Raw genomic sequence first — 22014 nt, forward strand, 5'->3', positions numbered from 1 at the left:
ACGTGCAGGATGTACGACGCAATACAGGTGTGCCCTTCAGGGCTCGGAGGAAGGAAACGACGTGCGCGTACTCGTCGTCGAGGACGAGCAGCTGCTCGCCGATGCGGTGGCCACCGGCCTGCGCCGGGAGGCCATGGCCGTGGACGTCGTGTACGACGGCGCCGCCGCCCTGGAGCGGGTCGGCGTGAACGACTACGACGTGGTCGTGCTCGACCGGGACCTCCCGCTCGTACACGGCGACGACGTGTGCCGGAAGATCGTCGAGCTCGGCATGCCCACCCGCGTGCTGATGCTGACCGCCTCCGGTGACGTGAGCGACCGCGTGGAGGGCCTGGAGCTGGGGGCGGACGACTACCTGCCCAAGCCCTTCGCCTTCACCGAGCTGACCGCCCGGGTGCGGGCCCTCGGCCGGCGCACCACCGTCGCGCTGCCGCCCGTACTGGAGCGGGCCGGGATCAGGCTGGACCCCAACCGGCGCGAGGTGTTCCGCGAGGGCAAGGAGGTGCAGCTGGCCCCGAAGGAGTTCGCGGTGCTGGAGGTCCTGATGCGCAGCGAGGGGACCGTGGTCTCGGCCGAGCAGCTGCTGGAGAAGGCCTGGGACGAGAACACCGACCCGTTCACCAACGTGGTGCGCGTGACGGTGATGACCCTGCGCCGCAAGCTGGGCGAGCCGCCCGTCATCGTGACGGTGCCCGGCTCCGGATACCGGATCTGACCGCGTGGCGACCACCCCGGCGCCACCGGCGGCGCCACCGAAACCGACGTGGGACCCCGGCCAGCCCGAGGGTCCCTTCCCGTGGCTGAGGCCGACCATCCGGATACGCCTCACCCTGCTCTACGGCGGGATGTTCCTGATCGCGGGCATCCTGCTGCTGTCGATCATCTACCTGCTCGCGGCGCAGGCCCTGCGGCAGGGCAACGCACTGCCGTTCCAGATCGTCGGCGGCCAGGTCAAGGTCACCAGCAGTTCCTGCCCCGGAGTGGTGGGTCTCGAACTGATTTCGCCCGACCAGTTCAACGCCGCGATCGGCCAGTGCATCCTCGAACAGCGCAGGCACGCCCTGGACGACCTGCTGAGCCGCTCGCTGATGGCCCTGCTGGGCCTGAGCATCATCGCCTTCGCCTTCGGCTACGCGATGGCCGGCCGGGTGCTCTCGCCGCTGGGCAAGATCACCCGTACCGCGCGCCGGGTGGTCGGCTCCGACCTGACCCGGCGCATCGAGCTGGACGGCCCGGACGACGAGCTCAAGGAGCTCGCCGACACCTTCGACGAGATGCTCGACCGGCTGGAGCGGGCCTTCACGGCCCAGCAGCGGTTCGTCGCCAACGCCTCGCACGAGCTGCGGACGCCGCTGGCGATCAACCGGACCCTGCTGGAGGTGCACCTGTCCGACCCGGGCGCCCCGGTGGAGCTCCAGCAGCTCGGCAAGACCCTGCTCGCCACCAACGAGCGCAGCGAACAGCTGGTCGAGGGTCTGCTGCTGCTGGCCCGCAGCGAGAACCAGATCGTCGAGCGCAAGCCCGTGGACCTGTCGGAGGTCGCCTCGCGCGCCGTCGACCAGGTGCGGGGCGAGGCCGATGCCAAGGGCGTGGAGTTCCGCGGCGAGCGCGCGCCGGCCGTCGTGCAGGGCAATGGCGTCCTGCTGGAGCGGATCGCTCTCAACCTGGTGCAGAACGCCGTCCGGTACAACGTGCCGGAGGACGGCTGGGTGGAGGTCACCACGGTCGCCCAGCACGGCCAGGCGGTGCTCCTGGTGTCGAACACGGGTCCCGTTGTTCCCGCGTACGAGGTGGACAACCTCTTCGAGCCGTTCAGGCGGCTGCGTACGGAGCGTACGGGCAGCGACAAGGGTGTCGGACTGGGCCTGTCGATCGCGCGCTCCGTGGCGCGCGCACACGGCGGCAGGATCCAGGCGATGCCCCGGGAGGGCGGTGGCCTCGTGATGCGTGTCACTCTTCCTTTGTGACACCCTCACCCCGTGTTCGCTTTTGGCTGAATACTTGGCCGCTGAATCCATCCGCCTCTGTGTGATCGATCACAGTGGGTGGTGTCCGGCCATGTGCGTTTGGTGACTTGGGGGCGGCCGGAACGCCCGGGAAGTCCGGGTTTCCGGCCCGCCGAATGGCGGGAAATACACGGGGTGGCGTTTGTGCAAGACGGCACCCGGACCGTGTACGGTCCCGGTCGTCATCCCAGCCAATCGCCGCTTCAGGTGGGCGGCTGGGTGTCGATTGAGTAACAGACCTTGATGTGAGGCAAAATCTCCGCCTCAGGTCGGGCACAAGTCCGGCCTCTCGTGCGTTACGTGCGCTGAGACACCGCTAACACCCAGAGGGGGAGAGCGAACAATGGCAACGGACTACGACACCCCGCGCAAGACCGACGACGACGTCGACAACGACAGCATTGAAGAGCTGAAGGCTCGACGCAATGAGAAGTCGTCCTCGTCCGTCGACATGGACGAGTTCGACTCGGCCGAGAGCCTGGAGCTTCCCGGCGCGGACCTCTCCAACGAGGAGCTGGCCGTCCGGGTCCTGCCCAAGCAGGCCGACGAGTTCACCTGCATGAGCTGCTTCCTGGTGCACCACCGCAGCCAGCTGGCGCGTGAGAAGAACGGTCAGCCGATCTGTCGCGACTGCGACTGAGAGGCGTCGGCCGTGGCTGGCTCGACACCCTTTCGGAAGCGCCGCTTCCGAAAGCCAGGTGATGCGGCGGAGACGCAGGTGGTGACCACGGACCCTCAGACGGGTCCCGAAGCCCCCGGCGGCTCCGCCAGTGCGGCGCTCGTCGTGCCCTCCGCCGCCGCCCCGGCGGCGTCGGTCACGGAGCCCGGCGAGGGATCCCGGCGCGGCCCCGGGGGACGTCGCCTGCAAGCCGTCAAGAACGGTGTGCGCAGGGGCGGCGAAGGCGTGCGCGGCGCCGCTCTGTACATCACCGACAGGATCATCGAGAACGCACCGCGCGTTCCGGTCAGGGACCTCGCTACGCTGCGCGCGCAGTTCCCCGGCCTCGGCCCCGAACAGCTCGCCGACAAGCTGATCTCGGGCGCCGCAGCCGCCTCGGCGACCGTCGGGGCGAGCATCGGCGCGGCAGCCATGCTGCCCGTGCCGCCCGCGATGCCCGCCGAACTGGCTGCGGAGATCACCGGCGTCGCGGCGATCGAGCTCAAGCTGATCGCGGAGCTCCACGAGGTGTACGGCCAGCGGCCGCACGGCAGCCTCAAGGAGCGCACGTTCGCCTACCTGACCGCGTGGACCGAAGAGCGCGGGGTCGACCTGACGAAGCCCACGACGCTGAACGCGGCGCTCGGCGGTCAGATGAAGCGCGAACTGCGCCAGCAGATCGTCAAGCGGATGATCCGCAGCCTGCCGAACCTCATGCCGTTCATGGTGGGGGCGGCGGTCGGAGCGGTCATGAACCGCCGCGACACCCGCAAACTCGCCGAGAAGGTCCGTGGGGACCTGCGCCGGCAGGCGGTGGCCTGGGAGGCCCTGCGCACCCTGCCGCCCCTGGAACGGCCTGTGGAGCCCCTTCCCGAGGCCACCAGGGCCGCCCTTGAGGGGCCGGAGTACTTCACGCGCGACTGATGCCGTCCGCGGCCCCGCCGAGGGCCCGGCGCGTCAGGCCGCCCGCGCCGCGCGCAGGGCCGAGACCAGGGCCTGCGGCTCGCGGGTGGAGACGTAGACGTACGGGGTCGGGTCGGCGGGGTCGGTGACCTCGACGCGGACCGCCGTCGGCACGTAGCTGCGCATCAGCATGAAGGCCCGGGTGTCCGCCTTGTACGTCCGCCAGGCGCGGGCCTCCTCGGCGTCGAGGACCTCGGGCTCGCCCAGCGCCGACACCGGGATCCGCGCGTCGCCGACGGCCAGCGCACCGTTCACCACGCGCACGCGCGCGGAACCGTACGAACTCACCAGCAGTCCGGCCAGCGCGGTGCCGCCGACCAGGCCGGCCAGCAGCGGCAGCGTGCCCAGGGGCAGCAGCATCAGCGCGCCCGCGAGGCCGGTCAGTACGGAGATGCCCCACCAGGAGCGGGGGGCGGTCAGGCGTTCGTCGTGGTGCGCGGTGGAGAGCTGCATGCGCTCAAGCCTGCCACGAGGCGACCGGTGGGTAGCCGCGCGGGTAAGGTCTGCGGCTGTGAGTGGACGAAACACAGCGCTGACGCCCCCGGCCGGTGCCGCGGCACCGGTCCGGCATCCCGACGCGCCGGCACCCGGCGAGCTCCTCGGTGCCCACTACGAGCACTGTTTCGGCTGCGGCGGGAGCCAGCCGCACGGTCTGCACCTGGAGGCCCGCGCCGGTGACGGCGTGCGCGTCACCGCCGAGTTCACCGTCAAGCCCGCCCACCAGGGTGCGCCCGGGCTCGCCCACGGCGGGGTGCTCGCCACCGCACTCGACGAGACGCTGGGCTCGCTGAACTGGCTGCTGCGCGTCATCGCCGTGACGGGCCGGCTGGAGACGGACTACGTGCGGCCGGTGCCCGTGGAGACCGTGCTGCACCTGGAGGCCGAGGTCACCGCCGTCGCCGGTCGCAAGATCTACTGCACGGCCGTGGGCCGGATAGGCGGGCCGGACGGCCCGGTCGCGGTCCGGGCCGACGCGCTCTTCATCGAGGTGAAGGTCGACCACTTCACCGACAACGGACGGCCCGAGGAGATCCGGGCGGCCATGGCCGACCCGGACCAGGTCAGGCGCGCACGCGCCTTTGAGGTGAACCCCTGATGCCCCTGAACGACTACGGATCGCGCCATGACGTCGACGTGCTGATCCGCCGCATCGACCCGGAGGTTCCCATTCCGGCGTACGGGCACCCGGGTGACGCCGGCTGCGACCTGGTGACCACCGAGGCCGCCGTGCTGGAGCCCGGCGAGCGCGCGGTGCTGCCCACCGGGGTCTCGATCGCCCTTCCCGACGGGTACGCGGCCTTCGTGCACCCGCGGTCGGGTCTGGCCGCACGCTGCGGGCTCGCGCTGGTGAATGCCCCGGGGACCGTGGATGCCGGGTACCGTGGAGAGATCAAGGTGATCGTGGTCAATCTCGACCCTCGCGAGAGCGTCCGGTTCGAGCGTTTCGACCGCATTGCCCAGCTGGTTGTCCAGCGGGTCGAGAAGGTGCGCTTCCACGAGGTGGCGGAACTTCCCGGCTCGGCCCGGGCCGAGGGGGGTTTCGGCTCCACCGGCGGTCATGCGGCCGTGGCCGGATCCGGGGCTGGTCAGCAGGGTGGGAATGGCTACGCTTCGGTCGTAACCGACCGGGAAGGACAGTGACGTGTTCGGACGTCGCAAGAAGAACGACTCCGCCCATGACGGCGGCGCGGCCGAGCAGGTCGTAGACGGCGTCGCCGCCGGTGAGCAGGACGACGCGGAGGAGTCGGACAGCGCTGCCGCGCCGCGCCGGATCAACCTGCCCCCGGCCCCGCGGCCGGACGGCCCCTGGGACATCTCAGAGGTGCTCGGGAACCCGGCCGACGGCCGGGTCGACCTGGGCGGCATCTTCGTACCCGGTGTCGACGGCATGGAACTGCGCGTCGAGGTCGCCGGAGACGCGATCGTGGCCGCCACCGTGGTCCTGGGCGACAGTGCCGTGCAGCTGCAGGCCTTCGCCGCGCCCAAGAAGGAGGGCATCTGGGGCGAGGTCCGCGACGAGATCGCCGCGGGCATCACCCAGCAGGGCGGCATCATCGACGAGGTCCAGGGCACGCTGGGCTGGGAACTGCGTGCGCAGGTGCCCGTCCCGCTCCCGGACGGGCAGACCGGCGCCCAGCTGGTCCGCTTCGTCGGCGTCGACGGCCCGCGCTGGTTCCTGCGCGGCGTCATCTCCGGCCAGGGCGCGGTGCGCCCCGAGTCGGCGGGCGTCCTGGAGCAGATCTTCCGGGACACCGTCGTCGTCCGCGGCGACGGCCCGATGGCCCCGCGCGACCCGATCGTCCTGAAGCTGCCGAACGACGCCCAGATGGTGCCGGACGGCGTGCAGACGGAGGAGCAGGAAGGCTCCCGCTTCGGCGGCGGCATGGGCCAGCTCGAGCGCGGCCCGGAGATCACCGAGGTCCGCTGACCCCGGACGGCCCCCGCAGAGGGGGTGCGTCGTGTTTCCGGCCGGTGGGCCCCATCCCGACGGGGTGGGGCCCACCGGCTCTCGCGCGCCCGCCTGCGACCCGCGCCGTACCCCGCGTCAGAGATCCGTCAGGGATCGGTCCCGCCGCCGCGATCGGTGCGTGCGCCGCCCGGACGTCCCCGAGAATGAGCCCATGGGACGCGGCAGGCTCAGGATCTATCTCGGCGCGGCACCCGGTGTGGGCAAGACCTACGCGATGCTCTCCGAGGGGCACCGCAGGGTGGAGCGGGGCGCGGACTGCGTCGTCGGCTTCGTCGAGCACCACGGGCGGCCGCGTACGGAGGTCATGCTCCACGGCCTGGAACAGGTGGAGCGCAGGACCCTGGCCCACCGCGGCGCCTCCTTCACCGAGATGGACGTGGACGCGGTCCTCGAACGCCGGCCGGCCATAGCGCTCGTGGACGAGCTCGCGCACACCAACGTCCCCGGCTCGCGCAACGCCAAACGCTGGCAGGACGTGGAGGAGCTGCTGCGAGCCGGTATCGACGTCGTGTCGACGGTCAACATCCAGCACCTGGAGTCGCTCGGGGACGTGGTCGAGTCGATCACCGGGGTGCGGCAGCGGGAGACCGTGCCCGACGAGGTCGTCCGCCGGGCCGACCAGGTCGAGCTGGTCGACATGTCCCCGCAGGCGCTGCGCCGGCGGATGGCGCACGGGAACATATACAAGCCCGAGAAGGTCGACGCGGCCCTCTCCAACTACTTCCGGCCCGGCAACCTCACGGCCCTGCGCGAGCTGGCGCTGCTCTGGGTCGCCGACCGGGCGGACGAGTACCTCCAGCAGTACCGGGGCGAGCACGGCATCCGCTCGACCTGGCAGGCGCGGGAGCGGATCGTCGTCGGGCTCACCGGCGGACCCGAGGGACGGACCTTGATCCGGCGCGCCTCGCGGATGGCGGCGAAGGGCTCGGGCAGCGAGATCCTCGCCGTCTACATCGCCCGCAGCGACGGCCTGACGGCGGCCTCGCCGAAGGAGCTCGCGGTCCAGCGGACGCTGGTCGAGGACCTCGGCGGAACGTTTCACCATGTCATCGGCGACAACATCCCCGACGCCCTGCTCGCCTTCGCGCGCGGGGTCAACGCCACCCAGATCGTGCTCGGCTCCAGCCGCCGCCGCTCGTGGCAGTACGTCTTGGGCCCCGGTGTCGGCGCGAGCGTGGCCCGCGACTCGGGACCCGACCTCGACGTCCACATCGTCACGCACGAGGAGGTCGCCAAGGGGCGGGGCCTGCCCCTGGCCCCCTCCGCCGCCCGCCTCGGACGCAGCCGGATCCTGGCCGGCTGGGTCGTCGGCACGGTCTTCCCGGTCCTGCTGTGCCTCCTGCTCACGCACATCGCCGCGGACCTCGGCATCGCCAACGACATGCTGCTGTTCCTGGCGCTGACCGTGGCGGCCGCCCTGCTGGGCGGGCTCTGGCCGGCCCTGGCCTCCGCCGCCGTCGGCTCACTGCTGCTGAACTACTACTTCGCCCCGCCGCTGCACCGCTTCACCGTGTCCGACCCCAGGAACATCGTCGCCATCGCCGTCTTCTTCGGTGTGGCCGTCGCGGTGGCCTCCGTGGTGGACCTGGCCGCCCGGCGCACCCACCAGGCGGCCCGGCTGCGCGCCGAGTCCGAGATCCTCTCCTTCCTCGCCGGGAGCGTGCTGCGGGGCGAGACCACTCTGGACGCGCTGCTGGAGCGGGTGCGCGAGACCTTCGCCATGGAGTCGGTGGCCCTGCTGGAACGGGCGGACGACCGGGACCCGTGGAAACGGGCCGGCAGCGTCGGCCCCCGCCCGGTCGCCCGCCCCGAGGACGCCGATGTGGACATGCCGATCGGCGACCACATGGCGCTCGCGCTGTCCGGGCGGGTCCTGCCCGCCGAGGACCGCCGGGTGCTCGGGGCCTTCGCCGCCCAGGCCGCCGTGGTCCTGGACCGCCAGCGACTGGTCGGCGAGGCCGAGGAGGCCCGCCGGCTGGCCGAGGGCAACCGGATCCGGACCGCCCTGCTGGCCGCCGTCAGCCATGACCTGCGTACGCCGCTGGCCTCCATCAAGGCCTCCGTGACCTCGCTGCGCTCCGACGACGTCGAATGGTCCGAGGCGGACCGCGCCGAGCTGCTGGAGGGCATCGAGGACGGCGCCGACCGCCTCGACCACCTGGTGGGCAACCTGCTGGACATGTCACGGCTGCAGACCGGGACCGTCACCCCGCTGATCCGGGAGATCGACCTCGACGAGGTGGTCCCGATGGCGCTGGGCGGCGTACCGGAGGACAGCGTGCTGCTGGACGTGCCCGAGTCGCTGCCGATGGTGGCGGTGGATCCCGGGCTGCTGGAACGGGCCGTGGCCAACGTCGTCGAGAACGCCGTCAAGTACAGCCCGGCCGGGACGCCGGTGCTGGTGGCGGCCAGCAGCCTCGGCGACCGGGTCGAGGTGCGGGTCGTCGACCGCGGTCCCGGGGTCCCCGACGACGCCAAGGACCGCATCTTCGCCCCCTTCCAGCGGTACGGGGACGCCCCGCGCGGCGCCGGAGTGGGCCTCGGGCTGGCCGTCGCCCGCGGATTCACCGAGTCCATGGACGGCACGATCGCCGCCGAGGACACCCCCGGCGGCGGGCTGACCATGGTGCTGACCCTGCGCGCGGTACACCGCGGCGCGCCGGTCCGTGGCACCGTGGACGCCGGCGAACGCGGCGACGGGGACGGCCTCGCCACCCTGGGTGCGGACGCATCGCAGACCGGTCACGACCGTGACCGGAAGACCAAGACGCGACAGAAGGCAGGACCTCAATGACCCGGGTGCTCGTGGTGGATGACGAGCCGCAGATCGTCCGAGCCCTCGTGATCAATCTGAAGGCACGCACGTACGAGGTCGACGCCGCTGCCGACGGCGCGAGCGCCCTGGAGCTCGCGGCGGCCCGCCACCCCGACGTGGTCGTCCTCGACCTCGGTCTCCCGGACATGGACGGGGTCGAGGTGATCAGGGGGCTGCGCGGCTGGACCCGCGTCCCCATCCTGGTCCTCTCCGCCCGGCACAGCTCCGACGAGAAGGTCGAGGCCCTGGACGCGGGCGCCGACGACTACGTGACCAAGCCCTTCGGCATGGACGAGCTGCTGGCCAGGCTGCGCGCCGCCGTCCGCCGGGCGGAACCGTCCGCCGGTGCGGGAGAGGGCGAGGTGGTCGTGGCGACCGAGGGCTTCACGGTGGACCTGGCCGCCAAGAAGGCGGTGCGCGAGGGGCGTGACGTACGGCTGACCCCCACCGAGTGGCACCTGCTGGAGGTCCTGGTCCGCAACGGCGGCAAGCTGGTCAGCCAGAAACACCTCCTGCAGGAGGTCTGGGGGCCGTCGTACGGCACCGAGACGAACTACCTGCGGGTCTACATGGCCCAGTTGCGGCGCAAGCTGGAGGCGGACCCCTCGCATCCGCGGCACTTCATCACCGAACCGGGCATGGGATACCGCTTCGAGAGGTAGTCGGCGCGCCGGTAGGCTTTCCTGTATGAGTGCTGAACCGCGTCCCGAGAAGCCCGCGAAGCCGGCCAGGCCGGCGGGCCGGTTCCGCCGGATGATCGAGCGGCTGTCGACCTCGCAGGAGGACCTGCATTCCGCGGAGCTGCAGGAGGACGCAGAAGCCGCGGGCTGTACGCGGATCTGCGACTGCGACGACCGCCAGATAGTGAAGGTGACCGGCACCCTGCGTACGGTCACCCTCCGCCCGAGGGCCGGCGTCCCCGCTCTGGAGGCCGAGCTGTTCGACGGCTCCGGCGCACTGGACGTGGTCTGGCTCGGGCGTCGCTCGATCGTGGGAATCGAGCCCGGGCGACGCATGATCGCCTCCGGGCGCATCTCGCTGAGTCACGGCCGTCGGGTGCTGTTCAACCCGAAGTACGAACTCCGACCGCTCGGACAGGAGCAGTAACCGGCGATGTCACTCGACAAACCGACCAATCCGGAGCCCGGCGCCGAGCCCCCCGCGGAGCAGTCCGCGGACCAGAAGGCCGTGACGCAGGCGGCGCTGTTCGACGCGTTCGGAGGTGTCCGGGGCACCGTCGAGACGATGCTCCCCGGGCTGCTCTTCGTCATGATCTACACGGTCAACAAGGACGTGAAGATGTCCGCCGTCGCGGCGGGCGCGGTCGCCGTGCTGCTGGTGATCGTGCGGCTGCTGCGCAAGGACACGGTGAAGCACGCCTTCAGCGGCGTCTTCGGCGTGGGCGTGGGCGTGGCCTTCGCCCTCTTCACGGGCAGCGCGAAGGGGTTCTACCTGCCGGGCATGATCTACGGCGTCGGCCTGGGCGTGGCCTTCACGGTCTCGGCGCTGGTGGGCTTCCCGCTGCTGGGCGTGATCCTCGGCCCGGTGTTCAAGGAGAACCTGTCCTGGCGCACGCGCAACCCGGGGCGCAAGAAGGCGTACACGAAGGCCAGCCTGGCCTGGGGGCTGATCTTCCTCGCCAAGTACGCGATCCTCTTCCCGCTGTACTGGTGGGGCGACGCGACTCAGCTGGGCTGGGTGCTGATCGCGCTGAAGCTCCCGCCGATGGTGCTCGCGGTGTACTTCACCTGGGTCTTCCTGGCGAAGGCGCCGCCGCCGATCGACGTCATCGCGGAGTGGGAGGCCAAGGAGGCCGCCGAGGAGGCCCGCAAGGCGACGTCCCACCGGAAGCCCTGACCGACGGGCAGACGTGACGAGGGGCGGGACGGCCGAAAGGCCGCTCCCGCCCTTCCGCGTTGCGGGCCGCAGCCACCGGGCAGCCCTTGGCCGCCCGGGCCCCGGCCCCAGGCCTGACCGGCCCCGGCCCCAGGCCCTAGCCTGCCGGGCCCCGGTCGAGAACGGCCCTGGGGCCGCGGGCCCGATCCGGGCACCAGTGGCCGCATTTGCCGAGGTCGCGCCTTCGGGAAGCCACGCCGAACGTGTCGCGGGGGCCGGGCTGCCGTCGACCTGCCGGCACGCCGTCCGCGCTCCGGGCCGGCCACGGGCGGGGCTCGTTCGCCGAGCGTGCCCGGAGGGCCGGCCGACGGTGCGTGGCGCTGCCATGCGCAGGCCGAGGGGTGGCCGAGACCGCCCGGGCGGGCCCGCAGGGCCTGTGGTGGGGAAGCGCGAAGGGGGCGCGCCGTGCCGGGCGCGCCCCCTTCGTCCGTCCGCCGTCCGCCGAGCAGGTCCGCAGGACTAGCGGCGGGCCTGGAGGAGGTCCTCCAGCTGCTCCTCGCGGGCCTGGGCCGCCACGAAGAGGAGCTCGTCGCCCGGCTCCAGGGTCTCCTCGCCGTGCGGGGTGAGCACCCGGTTGCCCCGGATGATCGTCACCAGCGAGGTGTCCTCGGGCCAGCTGATCTCGCTGATCTGCGTACCCGCGACCGAGGAGTCGGCCGGCAGGGTCAGCTCGACCAGGTTGGCGTCGCCGTGGCTGAAGCGCAGCAGCCGCACCAGGTCGCCGACGCTCACGGCCTCCTCGACCAGGGCCGACATCAGGCGCGGCGTGGAGACCGCGACGTCCACGCCCCAGGACTCGTTGAAGAGCCACTCGTTCTTCGGGTTGTTGACGCGGGCCACCACGCGCGGCACGCCGTACTCGGTCTTCGCGAGCAGCGAGACGACGAGGTTGACCTTGTCGTCACCGGTCGCCGCGATGACCACGTTGCAGCGCTGCAGCGCCGCCTCGTCCAGCGAGGTGATCTCGCAGGCGTCGGCCAGCAGCCACTCGGCCTGAGGCACCCGCTCCACCGAGATGGCGGTCGGCGCCTTGTCGACCAGGAGCACCTCGTGGCCGTTCTCCAGCAGCTCGCCCGCGATGGAGCGGCCCACCGCGCCTGCCCCGGCGATAGCGACCCTCATGCGTGTGCCTCCTCAGGCCCCTCGGCGAAAGCCGCCTCGACCTTGTCGATCTCGTCCGTGCGCATCATCACGTGGACGAGGTCGCCCTCCTGCAGCACCGTCTGCGACGTCGGCAGCATGGCCTCGCCCAGCCGGGTGAGGAACGCGACACGGACGCCGGTCTCGTCCTGGATCTTGCTGACCTTGTGCCCGATCCAGGCGGGAGAGGTGTGCACCTCGGCGAGCTGAACGCCGCCGCTCGGGTCCCGCCACAGCGGCTCGGCGCCCGACGGCAGCAGCCGGCGCAGCATCTGGTCGGCGGTCCACCGCACGGTGGCGACGGTGGGGATGCCCAGGCGCTGGTAGACCTCGGCGCGTTTGGGGTCGTAGATGCGCGCGGCGACGTTCTCGACGCCGAACATCTCCCGGGCCACCCGCGCGGCGATGATGTTGGAATTGTCACCACTGCTGACGGCGGCGAACGCGCCCGCGTCCTCGATTCCCGCCTCCCGCAGGGTGTCCTGGTCGAAGCCGACCCCGGTGACGCGGCGGCCGCCGAATCCGGCGCCGAGCCGGCGGAATGCGGTGGGGTCCTGGTCGACGACTGCGACCGTATGCCCCTGCTGTTCCAGGGTTTGCGCGAGGGCGGAGCCCACTCTTCCGCAACCCATGATGACGATGTGCACGGCCGTCCTTCCGGCTGTCAGCGACTCGCTGGTTCCCAGCCTCATTGCATCTCTGGTTTAACAGGGTCTCAGACCATGGCCCAAGCTACACACGGGTGGTCACGGGTGAGGCCTGTTGTTCGCTTCTCGGGACGCACCCGGGCTCGTCCGGGCCCGCCCGGGCCCACCGGGGCACCTCCGCGACGTATCCGCGGCCCACTCGGAGCACGACCGCGGTGCGGTCGTGGTGCGTTCGTGGTGCGGTCGGGGAGGAAATGCGACGGGATCGCGTTATGAGGGGGTGGGGGGTTCGTCAGCCTGATTTCGAACGCTTACGATCCTCTGCGTGTCCAAACTGACCGACGTGCCCAAACGGATCCTGATCGGCCGGGCGCTACGCAGCGACCGCCTCGGGGAAACACTCCTTCCCAAGCGGATCGCCCTTCCTGTCTTCGCGTCCGACCCTCTCTCCTCCGTGGCCTACGCCCCGGGCGAGGTCCTGCTGGTCCTGTCGATCGCGGGCGTGTCGGCGTACCAGTACAGCCCCTGGATCGCCCTCGCGGTCGTGGTGCTGATGTTCACGGTGGTCGCCTCCTACCGGCAGAACGTCCACGCCTACCCCAGCGGCGGCGGCGACTACGAGGTGGCCAACACCAACCTCGGACCCCGGGCCGGCCTGACCGTGGCGAGCGCCCTGCTCGTCGACTACGTCCTGACCGTCGCCGTGTCGATTTCCTCCGGAGTGGAGAATCTCGGCTCGGCGGTGCATTTCGTCATCGAGCACAAGGTGCTCTCGGCGATCGTCATGATCCTTCTGCTCACCCTGATGAATCTGCGCGGCGTGAAGGAGTCCGGCAAACTCTTCGCGATCCCGACCTATGTCTTCGTCGCCGCCGTCTTCGTCATGATCGGCTGGGGCGCCTGGAAGGGCATCGTCCTCGGCGAGACCATGTCGGCGCCGACGGCCGACTTCGAGATCGAACCCGAGCAGAAGGGCCTCGCCGGCTTCGCGATGGTTTTCCTGCTGCTGCGCGCCTTCTCCTCCGGCTGTGCCGCACTGACGGGCGTCGAGGCCATCAGCAACGGCGTCCCCGCCTTCCGCAAGCCCAAGAGCAAGAACGCCGCGAGCACCCTCGCCCTCATGGGCGGCCTGGCGGTCACCATGTTCTGCGGCATCATCGGCCTCGCCATGGCCACCGACGTGCGCATGGCCGAGAACCCCGCCGTGGACCTGCTGGACGACGGCGTCCCGGTCGGCCCCTCGTACGTCCAGGACCCGGTGATCTCCCAGGTCGGCGAAGCCGTCTTCGGCGGCGGCAGCATCCTGTTCATCCTGCTCGCCACGGCCACCGCGCTCGTCCTCTTCCTGGCGGCGAACACCGCGTACAACGGCTTCCCGCTGCTCGGCTCGATCCTCGCGCAGGACCGCTACCTGCCGCGCCAGCTGCACACGCGCGGCGACCGGCTCGCCTTCTCCAACGGCATCGTGCTCCTCGCCGGCGCCGCCATACTGCTCGTCTGGATCTACGACGCGGACTCGACCAAACTGATCCAGCTGTACATCGTCGGCGTGTTCGTGTCCTTCACGCTCAGCCAGATCGGCATGGTCAGGCACTGGAACCGGCACCTGAAGACCGAGCGCGACGCCGCCGCCCGCCGGCGCATGCACCGCTCCCGGGCGATCAACACCTTCGGCGCCTTCTTCACCGGCATGGTCCTGGTCATCGTCCTGGCCACCAAGTTCACCCACGGCGCCTGGGTCGCCCTGCTCGGCATGGTGATCTTCTACGGCACGATGACCGCGATCCGGAAGCACTACGACCGGGTCTCCGCCGAGATCGCCGCCGCCGAGGGCCCCAGCGACGACAGCGTGCGCCCCTCCCGCGTCCACTCGATCGTCCTGGTCTCCAAGGTGCACAAGCCCACGCTGCGCGCCCTGGCCTTCGCCAAGCTCACCCGCTCCGACACCCTGGAAGCGGTCAGCATCAGCGTCGACACGGCCGAGACCAAGGCGCTGCGCGAGGAGTGGGACCGGCGCGGGATCAACGTCCCGCTCAAGATCCTCGACTCGCCGTACCGCGAGATCACCCGCCCGGTCGTCGAGTACGTCAAGGGCCTGCGCAGCGAGAACCCGCGCGACGCGGTCAGCGTGTACATCCCCGAGTACGTCGTCGGCCGCTGGTGGGAGCACCTGCTGCACAACCAGAGCGCACTGCGCCTCAAGGGCCGGCTGCTCTTCACCCCCGGTGTGATGGTCACCTCGGTGCCCTACCAGCTGGAGTCCTCGGAGCTCGCCAAGAGGCGGGCGAAGAAGCGCCAGGACTGGAACGCCCCGGGCTCGGTCCGCCGCGGTCCGGTCGACACCCCGCGACCGTCGAAGGCGCCGACCGGCAAGGGCTGAACCGGTTGGTGAACGGGTTGGTGAACGGCCGGACGAGATCCACGTAAACTGGTGGGTCGGTCGTCCGGCCGTTCACTTTTTTTGGTCTTTCTTATCCTTGGAGCCTCCCCGCCATGACGGAGCAGAACGAGAAGCAGTCACTGGTCGGGGAGGAGTACGAGGTCGAGGTCGGTCCCGTCGCGCACGGCGGCCACTGCATCGCCCGCACCGCAGAGGGCCGGGTCCTGTTCGTCCGCCACACCCTGCCCGGCGAGAAGGTCGTCGCGAAGGTCACCGAGGGCGACGTCGACTCCCGCTTCCTGCGCGCCGACGCGATCACCGTGCTCGATGCCTCCAAGGACCGCGTCGAGGCCCCGTGCCCGTACGCCGGCCCCGGGAAGTGCGGTGGCTGTGACTGGCAGCACGCCAAGCCGGGCGCGCAGCGCCGGCTCAAGGGCGAGGTCGTCGCCGAGCAGCTGAAGCGGCTCGCCGGGCTCACCCCGGAGGAGGCCGGCTGGGACGGCACCGTGATGCCCGCCGAGGGCGACAAGCTGCCGGCCGGGCAGGTGCCGCAGTGGCGCACGCGCGTGCAGTACGCCGTCGACGAGGACGGCACCGTCGGCCTGCGCAAGCACCGCTCCCACGAGATCGAGCCGATCGACCACTGCATGATCGCGGCGCAGGGCGTCAGCGAGCTGGGCATCGAGAAGCAGGACTGGCCCCAGATGGCCACGGTCGAGGCCATCGCCGCCTCGGGCTCCCAGGACCGCCAGGTCGTCCTGACCCCGCGCCCCGGCGGCCGCCTGCCCCTGGTCGAGCTCGACAAGCCGGTCTCCGTCCTGCGCGTGGAGGAGAAGGACGGCGGGGTCCACCGCGTCCACGGCCGCCCCTTCGTCCGGGAGCGCGCGGACGGCCGTACGTACCGCGTCGGCATGGGCGGCTTCTGGCAGGTCCACCCGCAGGCCGCGGACACCCTGATCAAGGCCGTCATGCAGGGCCTGATGCCGCGCAAGGGCGAGATGGCCCTCGACCTCTACTGCGGTGTCGGCATCTTCGCCGGGGCCCTCGCCGAACGCCTCGGCGAGACGGGCGCCGTCCTGGGCATCGAGTCCACGAAGCGCGCGGTGGAGGACGCCCGGCACAACCTGGCGGACTTCCCCCGGGTCCGCATCGAACAGGGCAAGGTCGAGACGGTCCTCCCGAAGACCGGCATCACGGAGTGCGACCTGGTCGTCCTGGACCCCCCGCGCGCGGGCGCGGGCAAGCAGACGGTCCGCCACGTGGCGGGCCTCTCGGCCCGCCGCATCGCCTACGTGGCGTGCGACCCGGCGGCCCTGGCCCGCGACCTGGCCTACTTCGCGGAAGCCGGCTACAAGGTCCGCACCCTGCGCGTCTTCGACCTCTTCCCGATGACCCACCACGTGGAGTGCGTGGCGATCCTGGAGCCGATGGCGAAGGGCGCCTGACCTGCGGTTTTGTCGGTGTGCATTATGTGTGTTGTGGGCGTTACGGGCGATATCTTGACGCTGAAACGACGCTCGTGACGCTCATTTGACGCTCGCCCCGATCGGGTGGTCAGCCCCTTGATCATGCAGGTCATGGGCGGTTCCAGGTATGCCTTCCGAGATCCCGCTTTGCGAAGTCTTGGCCGTTCGCTGTCATGGGTGTCCTACGCCCGTGGCAGCGCCGGCTGGCCTTGAGTACTGCTGGTTAGCGCGGACTCCTGCATCCCCAGTGCTTGTACGGTGGTCACGGTTCGGGGCAGTCCCAATCGACGGCGAGGCGCAGCGCATTTGCTGAACGGGGCAGGGGTGCGGTCTGCAAGCCGAGGTGTTCGGCGGCGTGCAGAATCTCGTCCAGGAGCATCGGGTCGGCATCCTGCACGGCGATCACCAGGAGGGGGTCGAGCTGTTCGCGCCACGCGTCATGAGCGGAGGGGCGCGTGCGGACCTCGTTGGCCCAGGCGAGCATCTCCGTACGGTCTGCGCGGGGCATCGGGACCCCGAGGTCCGGTCCGGGGGGGACGGAACGCAGGGTCACCACCGCGGCCAGCGCGGCCGCGAGAGTCGTGTGGTAGCAGGTGCCGAAGAGATAGGCAGCCGCTTTGTCCCCGGTCAGACCATCGAGGACCGCGGGCCTGTGCACCGGGCTGGGAACGGCACCGTCGGAGCGCTGAGCGGCTTCGACGGCTTCCCATCCCTGCCGTTCGAAGGCCAGGGTGGGTCCGCCCAGTGCCCTGGCACACAGCAGGAGCTCGGACAGCAGGTCCAGGTTCCTGCGTGCCAGATGCACACCGAGCAGAGCGCGTACGGCCTCTCGCAGGGCTTCGCTTCCGGGCGTGTCCGGGCAGGGCCGCTGCCCGAAGTCGGTGGCGTAGAAGACGGAGTGCGTCAGCGCGTACGTCTCGCTGCTCGTCAGTTGGTGTACGTCGGGGCTCAGGGCGGCAATGCTTTGGGCGTACAGCGACTCGGCGTCAGGCAGACGCGCCGGGGCGGCGAAACCGCCACGGTCGAGGAAGTAGCGCAGTTCAAGACGGTTGAGGACGGGTTTGTACAGCTGGGTGTGGCCGCCGGCATCGGCGTCCAGCAGAGCTTGGCAACGGCTGCGTGACGTGGGCTGAGGGCGGCCGAGGAGGTCGAGGAGAGCCACGAGGTTGAGGTGGTAGGGGAAGAGCTCGCCGGCCTTGCGCAGACCTTCGCCGAAGGAGGGCGCGGCGGCCGTGCGCGCGGCCAGGTCGACGGCACGGCGGGTGAAGGCGGCGTCGGCCTCCGGGGGGACGCCGGGCCGGTTCAGGAGCCTCACCAGGCCCAGTAGTTCGAGGAGCGTGCCGGGCGGGAAGGGCCGGCGGGGCAGGTGCTCCTCCCAGCGCTCGGGGGCGAACCATTCGAGGTTGGTCTCCAGCCAGCCGAGCGCACCCGCCAGCACCCGGGCGGCGGCGGTCATCGGCCGCTCCGCAGCCGCAGCAGGGCCAGGACGGCGAGGAGGATTCCGCCGAGCACGGCGAGGTCCGCCCAGAGGGGGAGGAGGCCGCCGCTGCCGAGGAGGGTCTGACGGGCCAGGTCGACGGCATAGGTCATGGGGTTGAGGTGCATGATCCAGCCGAGCCATCTGGGAGCGTCCTGCGGGCTGAACACCGAGCCGGACAGGAACAGCATGGGGAACATCGCGAGCTGGACGGTTGCCTGAAGGGTCTGCACGCGAGTGATGACCGTGGCCAGGCAGAGGCCGATGACGCTGAAGACGGTGGCCGCGAGCCCGTAGCAGCCGACCGCGGCGATGAAGCGCAGCGGAGTCAGATGGACGCCCATGAGGGGGGACAGGGCCAGCATCAGCACGCTCTGCACGGTCACCATCCCGGCTCCGGCGGCGACCTTTCCCAGAGGGAGGCAGATCCGTGGCACGGGGGCGACGATGAGTTCGCGCAGTACGCCGTACTCGCGGTCCCAGGCGTAGGTCTGGCCCGAGGCGATGCCGATGGAGACGACCTGGATGGCGATGATGCCGGGGAAGACGTACGCGCTGAACTCCACCGGGCCACCCGCTCCGTCGGCCCCGACGGTGCCGATCATCCCGTCGAAGCCGACCGCGTACACGAGGACGAAGAACAGGATCTGCACGGCCTGGCTGAGGAGCACGCCGGGCCGTTTCACCTGACGGAGCAGATCGCGGTGGGCGATCACCGCGATGGCGCGCAGAGCGGTTCGCAGGGGCGCGTCGGCCGGGGTGAGGGGCGAGGTGCCGTCCGGGGCGTACCGGGGAAGCCGTCCGTCCGGTTGAGCGGGGGCAGGGGCGACGGTCATCGGGGGCTCACACTCTCCTGCGTCTGCGGCGGGCGGGTGTTCTCGGGGTGGGCGGCGGCCGCGAGGTACACGTCGTTCATGGAGGGACGGTGCACGGAGACGGTCAGGCCGGGTACGTCGAGCGCGCGGACGACGTGGGCGATCCGGGCCTCCGGGTCGGGGCAGTGCACCGCGACGCCGCCGTCCTCGATCAGGGGCTCGAACCCGGCGGCGCGCAGCTGTCGTGCTGCGGCTTCGTCGTCCGCGCAGGACACCACGATGCGGGAGGACTCGAGGCTGCTCTTGAGACGACCGACGCTGTCGTGCCGGACGATGCGTCCGCGTTGGAGGATGACGATGTCGTCGGCGTACTCCGCCTCGTCCATGTAGTGCGTGGCGAACAGGACGGTGACGCCGAGCTCGTCGCGCAGCTGCCGGAGGTCGGACCACACCCCGGCGCGCACGGCCGGGTCGAGGCCGTTGGTGGGTTCGTCGAGGATCAGCAGGCCCGGGCGGTGCAGCAGCGCACGCGCGATCTCGACGCGCCGGGCGAGGCCGCCGGAGAGTTCCTCGACGGGCTGGCGGCGCCGGCCGGTGAGGTCGAACCGTTCGAGGAGGGTGTCGATGCGGGCGCGCGCCTCCGCTCGGGGCACGCCGAAGAGGCGGGCGTGGAACCAGAGGTTTCGGTCGATGGAGAGCTCTTTGTCCAGGGTGCGTTCCTGGAAGACCAGACCGAGCCGCCGACGGGCGGCCATCGGCGCCTCCTCGACGTCGTGTCCGAAGATGCGTACCCGTCCGGAGTGGGGTCGCGAGGCGGTCGACAGGACGCCCAACAGGCTGGACTTTCCGGCGCCGTTCGGCCCGGGGAGGGCCGTGATGCGGCCGGGCGGCGAGCTGAGGGACACGTCCTGGACGGCGGTGACGTTGCCGTACCGCACCACCAGACCGGTCGTCTCGAAGGCCGCGACGGGTGCGGGAGGAAGGCCGGGTGTGTGCACGGGGGCGTCTTCCCGCGGTGCGAGGGGCGGCCGGATCATGCGAGCCCCAGCGTGCGGTCCCAGGGAAGCGGGGAGTCGTGCACGGGGAGAAGACACAGGGCGACACCCGCCGCTCCTTCGAGCATGCCCCCGGTGTCGACGGCCCGGTGCGGTACCGGCGAATGGGCCGCGGCCGCGAACCGCATGAGGTGGCGGAAGCCGAACGGGGCATCCGGGTCCGCGCAGTCCAGGGTCCGCCTGAGCAGCAGGGCCTGGCCGAGATCGAGTTCGGCCCGTGCCTGGGGGTCCGTGACGTCCCGGGCCACGCGGCCGACGATCCTCAGCAGTCCGCCGTAGCCGTGGCAGAGCGTCGCGCCCTCGATCGCCCAGTCGGACTCGTCCCGCCGCAGAGCGGCCCGCAGCGCGTGGACTGGGCCACCTTGAGGACCGCCAGGGAGCGGGGATGGCGCGGATCGGCCTCACGATCGCGGACGAGGAAGGCCCGGCTGGTGGAGCCGGTGCCCAGCCGGCGCCGGACCTCCCAGCGGCCGGCGAGCAGGTCCCCGGCCACGGCCTCCAGCGGGTCCTTCTCGGGGGCCGGGGCGGCGGTGTCGGCGCTGTCCGCGCTGTCGGTGAGGTCCTGGACGGCGGCCGCGGAATCGGCGGACGGTGCGGTGAGGGAGTCCTCGACCAGCTCCAGCATCTCCAGGAACTCGTCCACCGTGGACAGCCGCTGGGCGGGACGGTAGGCGGTGGCGGCCTGGACCAGGTCGTCGATGTCCTCCGACAGGCCGTCCACCAGCGAGCTGGGCCGCAGCCCTTCGCCCGCCTCGAGCCGCGCGAGCAGCTCGGCCTGGCTGGCGGCCGGGGGCTTGCCGGTCACGAGCAGGTAGGTGAGGACCCCGAGACCGTAGACGTCCAGGTAGACCGGGTCGGCGCTGAGGGCGGTCAGCTCGGGTGCGAAGTACGGGTCCGAGCCCTCCGACAGGTGCATGGCGGAGAGCGCGGTGGGCGCGAGCCGGGTGGCACCCGGGGCGGCGCCGCCGGTGCCGCTGCTCTGGGTCGCGATCTGCCAGTCGGAGATCTGCAGGCGCGGGGCGAGCCACGCGGCCTCCTCGCCGACCGTCCGGCCCTCGCGGCCCCGGCTGCGCGGGATCACGTGGATGGCGCGGGCGGCCAGTGCCCGGTGGAAGATGCGGCGCGAGTGGGCGGAGCGCATCGTCTCGGCGAGCTGCCTGACCAGCGACATCCTGGCCAGGATGTCCAGCTTGTCGCCGTACTGGTGGAGGTACTCGTCCAGGCGCAGGGTCTGCCGGTCGTAGTCGAACACGACGACGGGGCCGGCGGAGTGCTCGGACGGGTAGTACTGCCGGTACTGGACGACGCCGGGGTGCCTGAACCGCTGGAGTACGGCGGCCTCCCGGCGGGCGGCGTTGTCCACCGACTGCCTCAACGCGGCGGAGGAGCCGCGTTCCCGGAGGTAGATGCGGACCCGGGCGGTCTCGGGCAGCTCGCTGTGCTTGGCGTTGTAGTCGGCCCAGGTCGGCCCCGTGTCGAAGGCCTTCCGCTCCAGCTCGTACGGGCCCACCTTGTACTCGGCGTCGCTGCGGCGGATGCCGACCCGCTCCAGCGCGCCCTTGATCTCGCGGGAGTCGACGGCGGTGATCCGGTGGCGCTCGTCCCGCGGCGGCTGCTTCAGCATGGCGAGCAGCTCGGGAAGGGTGTAGATCCCGTTCTGGTCGTGGGCGGGCAGCCGGACGCGCAGGGAGCCGTCCGTGAAACAGACCGCCTCGGCCACCCAGACGCGCTTGCCGTGCTGCCCGAGCAGCCCGGCCAGTTCCTTGGCTTTCTTGTTGACCAGGTGCAGCGGGTTGCCGTGGGACTCCCGGCGGCCATTGGGCTTGATCTGCACCCAGGTGCCGCTCTCGCTGGTGACCGTGCCGCGCCAGTTCTTCAGCTCGATCATGCAGGCGCCGCCCGGGGCGACGACGAGCAGGTCCACTTCGCGGACGTGGCCGGTGTTCGCGGTGAAGGTGAAGTTGGACCAGGCCCGCCACGGGTCGGCGTCGGGCAGCTGCTCCTTGATGGCGTCCAGCGCGCGGCGCTCATGGTCGAACTCGGACTCGGTGACCGTGGTCCAGCGGCCTTCCCGCATGCGCCGTTCCTGCCTTCTCCGTCACCGCGCCGTCTGTGATCTCCGCCCGTTCCGTCCTGCACTGCCGGACTTGGCGGAAACTCCGAGAATCCTAACGGCAGGGAGTGACGGCCGGGCCTGATCGGAGTGAAAAGGAGCAGGTCCCCGGT

At 71.2% G+C, this 22014-nt stretch carries 20 protein-coding genes and 1 pseudogene; 13 read left to right on the forward strand and 8 right to left on the reverse strand.

All coding sequences use genetic code 11. The annotated features are described in order from the left end of the window. Positions 1–61: 61 nt before the first annotated feature. From ACZ3X1_RS25075 to ACZ3X1_RS25090, 4 genes are all read left to right on the forward strand, one after another. Positions 62–715 carry a response regulator transcription factor gene (locus ACZ3X1_RS25075; RefSeq protein WP_453705395.1) on the forward strand — a complete coding sequence of 218 codons (654 nt, stop codon included), beginning with the start codon at positions 62–64 and terminating at the stop codon, positions 713–715. A gap of 4 nt (positions 716–719) precedes the next feature. Further along, complete coding sequence (locus tag ACZ3X1_RS25080) at positions 720–1967, forward strand: sensor histidine kinase (RefSeq protein WP_467281030.1); 1248 nt, start codon at positions 720–722, stop codon at positions 1965–1967. 382 nt (positions 1968–2349) lie between these two features. After that, entirely contained in the window at positions 2350–2646 is a 297-nt protein-coding gene (locus ACZ3X1_RS25085; RefSeq protein ID WP_030036261.1) for a DUF4193 domain-containing protein, read from the forward strand. 12 nt (positions 2647–2658) lie between these two features. Next, the gene (locus ACZ3X1_RS25090; protein ID WP_467281031.1) at positions 2659–3588 is read left to right on the forward strand and encodes a hypothetical protein; all 930 of its coding nucleotides are present in this window, start codon (positions 2659–2661) and stop codon (positions 3586–3588) included. A gap of 33 nt (positions 3589–3621) precedes the next feature. Here the strand turns inward: ACZ3X1_RS25090 and ACZ3X1_RS25095 are convergent, their stop codons facing one another. Then, a complete protein-coding gene (locus tag ACZ3X1_RS25095) occupies positions 3622–4080 on the reverse strand; it encodes a DUF3093 domain-containing protein (RefSeq protein WP_467281033.1) in 459 nt (152 codons plus the stop codon). 58 nt (positions 4081–4138) lie between these two features. Here ACZ3X1_RS25095 and ACZ3X1_RS25100 point away from each other — a divergent pair, with 58 nt between their 5' ends. From ACZ3X1_RS25100 to ACZ3X1_RS25130, 7 genes are all read left to right on the forward strand, one after another. After that, the gene (locus ACZ3X1_RS25100) at positions 4139–4723 is read left to right on the forward strand and encodes a PaaI family thioesterase (RefSeq protein ID WP_467281034.1); all 585 of its coding nucleotides are present in this window, start codon (positions 4139–4141) and stop codon (positions 4721–4723) included. Then, a complete protein-coding gene (dut, locus tag ACZ3X1_RS25105; RefSeq protein WP_467281035.1) occupies positions 4723–5268 on the forward strand; it encodes a dUTP diphosphatase in 546 nt (181 codons plus the stop codon). Before ACZ3X1_RS25100 ends, dut begins: the two co-directional genes overlap by 1 nt. 1 nt (position 5269) lies before the next feature. Continuing rightward, positions 5270–6055, forward strand: a complete 786-nt coding sequence (locus ACZ3X1_RS25110; RefSeq protein WP_356811656.1) for a DUF3710 domain-containing protein — start codon at positions 5270–5272, stop codon at positions 6053–6055. 193 nt (positions 6056–6248) lie between these two features. Beyond that, on the forward strand, positions 6249–8891 hold the full coding sequence (locus tag ACZ3X1_RS25115) for a DUF4118 domain-containing protein (protein ID WP_467281036.1): 2643 nt from the start codon (positions 6249–6251) through the stop codon (positions 8889–8891). Then, positions 8888–9574: a response regulator gene (locus ACZ3X1_RS25120; protein ID WP_362630573.1), complete on the forward strand. Its 687-nt coding sequence runs from the start codon at positions 8888–8890 to the stop codon at positions 9572–9574. Before ACZ3X1_RS25115 ends, ACZ3X1_RS25120 begins: the two co-directional genes overlap by 4 nt. Before the next feature lie 25 nt (positions 9575–9599). Then, on the forward strand, positions 9600–10019 hold the full coding sequence (locus tag ACZ3X1_RS25125) for an OB-fold nucleic acid binding domain-containing protein (protein WP_136229447.1): 420 nt from the start codon (positions 9600–9602) through the stop codon (positions 10017–10019). A 6-nt stretch (positions 10020–10025) separates the two neighbouring features. Continuing rightward, on the forward strand, positions 10026–10769 hold the full coding sequence (locus tag ACZ3X1_RS25130) for a DUF3159 domain-containing protein (protein ID WP_362630569.1): 744 nt from the start codon (positions 10026–10028) through the stop codon (positions 10767–10769). Between the two features lie 498 nt (positions 10770–11267). Here ACZ3X1_RS25130 and ACZ3X1_RS25135 read toward each other — a convergent pair whose 3' ends face one another. Both ACZ3X1_RS25135 and ACZ3X1_RS25140 read right to left on the reverse strand, forming a co-directional pair. Further along, positions 11268–11930 carry a potassium channel family protein gene (locus ACZ3X1_RS25135; protein ID WP_030650639.1) on the reverse strand — a complete coding sequence of 221 codons (663 nt, stop codon included), beginning with the start codon at positions 11928–11930 and terminating at the stop codon, positions 11268–11270. Then, positions 11927–12595, reverse strand: a complete 669-nt coding sequence (locus ACZ3X1_RS25140) for a potassium channel family protein (protein WP_030838372.1) — start codon at positions 12593–12595, stop codon at positions 11927–11929. Before ACZ3X1_RS25140 ends, ACZ3X1_RS25135 begins: the two co-directional genes overlap by 4 nt. A 325-nt stretch (positions 12596–12920) precedes the next feature. Between ACZ3X1_RS25140 and ACZ3X1_RS25145 the strand changes: the two genes are divergently transcribed. After that, positions 12921–14975 carry an APC family permease gene (locus tag ACZ3X1_RS25145; protein WP_356811660.1) on the forward strand — a complete coding sequence of 685 codons (2055 nt, stop codon included), beginning with the start codon at positions 12921–12923 and terminating at the stop codon, positions 14973–14975. 113 nt (positions 14976–15088) lie between these two features. Further along, positions 15089–16420 carry a class I SAM-dependent RNA methyltransferase gene (locus ACZ3X1_RS25150; RefSeq protein ID WP_467281037.1) on the forward strand — a complete coding sequence of 444 codons (1332 nt, stop codon included), beginning with the start codon at positions 15089–15091 and terminating at the stop codon, positions 16418–16420. A gap of 283 nt (positions 16421–16703) precedes the next feature. Here the strand turns inward: ACZ3X1_RS25150 and ACZ3X1_RS25155 are convergent, their stop codons facing one another. From ACZ3X1_RS25155 to ACZ3X1_RS25175, 5 genes and pseudogenes are all read right to left on the reverse strand, one after another. Next, positions 16704–17897, reverse strand: a complete 1194-nt coding sequence (locus ACZ3X1_RS25155) for a DUF6895 family protein (protein WP_467281039.1) — start codon at positions 17895–17897, stop codon at positions 16704–16706. Continuing rightward, complete coding sequence (locus tag ACZ3X1_RS25160; protein ID WP_467281040.1) at positions 17894–18754, reverse strand: ABC transporter permease; 861 nt, start codon at positions 18752–18754, stop codon at positions 17894–17896. The genes ACZ3X1_RS25155 and ACZ3X1_RS25160 overlap by 4 nt, the downstream gene beginning before the upstream one ends. Further along, on the reverse strand, positions 18751–19731 hold the full coding sequence (locus tag ACZ3X1_RS25165; protein ID WP_467281041.1) for an ABC transporter ATP-binding protein: 981 nt from the start codon (positions 19729–19731) through the stop codon (positions 18751–18753). Before ACZ3X1_RS25165 ends, ACZ3X1_RS25160 begins: the two co-directional genes overlap by 4 nt. Before the next feature lie 35 nt (positions 19732–19766). After that, on the reverse strand, positions 19767–20132 hold the full coding sequence (locus ACZ3X1_RS25170; protein WP_467281067.1) for a lanthionine synthetase LanC family protein: 366 nt from the start codon (positions 20130–20132) through the stop codon (positions 19767–19769). Further along, a pseudogene (locus tag ACZ3X1_RS25175) lies at positions 20126–21865 on the reverse strand (NERD domain-containing protein); the annotation flags it as partial. The gene ACZ3X1_RS25170 and the pseudogene ACZ3X1_RS25175, both read right to left, overlap by 7 nt. Positions 21866–22014: the final 149 nt, after the last annotated feature.

It is taken from the genome of Streptomyces sp. NPDC023541 (assembly GCF_055559995.1).

Excerpts from the sequence above, each read along its gene's own strand:
- ACZ3X1_RS25085 (WP_030036261.1), top strand. The coding sequence starts at position 2,350 with ATGGCAACGGACTACGACACCCCGCGCAAGACCGACGACGACGTCGAC.
- ACZ3X1_RS25095 (WP_467281033.1), bottom strand. The coding sequence starts at position 4,080 with ATGCAGCTCTCCACCGCGCACCACGACGAACGCCTGACCGCCCCCCGC.
- dut (WP_467281035.1), top strand. The coding sequence starts at position 4,723 with ATGCCCCTGAACGACTACGGATCGCGCCATGACGTCGACGTGCTGATC.
- ACZ3X1_RS25115 (WP_467281036.1), top strand. The coding sequence starts at position 6,249 with ATGGGACGCGGCAGGCTCAGGATCTATCTCGGCGCGGCACCCGGTGTG.
- ACZ3X1_RS25120 (WP_362630573.1), top strand. The coding sequence starts at position 8,888 with ATGACCCGGGTGCTCGTGGTGGATGACGAGCCGCAGATCGTCCGAGCC.
- ACZ3X1_RS25125 (WP_136229447.1), top strand. The coding sequence starts at position 9,600 with ATGAGTGCTGAACCGCGTCCCGAGAAGCCCGCGAAGCCGGCCAGGCCG.
- ACZ3X1_RS25130 (WP_362630569.1), top strand. The coding sequence starts at position 10,026 with ATGTCACTCGACAAACCGACCAATCCGGAGCCCGGCGCCGAGCCCCCC.
- ACZ3X1_RS25135 (WP_030650639.1), bottom strand. The coding sequence starts at position 11,930 with ATGAGGGTCGCTATCGCCGGGGCAGGCGCGGTGGGCCGCTCCATCGCG.
- ACZ3X1_RS25150 (WP_467281037.1), top strand. The coding sequence starts at position 15,089 with ATGACGGAGCAGAACGAGAAGCAGTCACTGGTCGGGGAGGAGTACGAG.
- ACZ3X1_RS25155 (WP_467281039.1), bottom strand. The coding sequence starts at position 17,897 with ATGACCGCCGCCGCCCGGGTGCTGGCGGGTGCGCTCGGCTGGCTGGAG.
- ACZ3X1_RS25160 (WP_467281040.1), bottom strand. The coding sequence starts at position 18,754 with ATGACCGTCGCCCCTGCCCCCGCTCAACCGGACGGACGGCTTCCCCGG.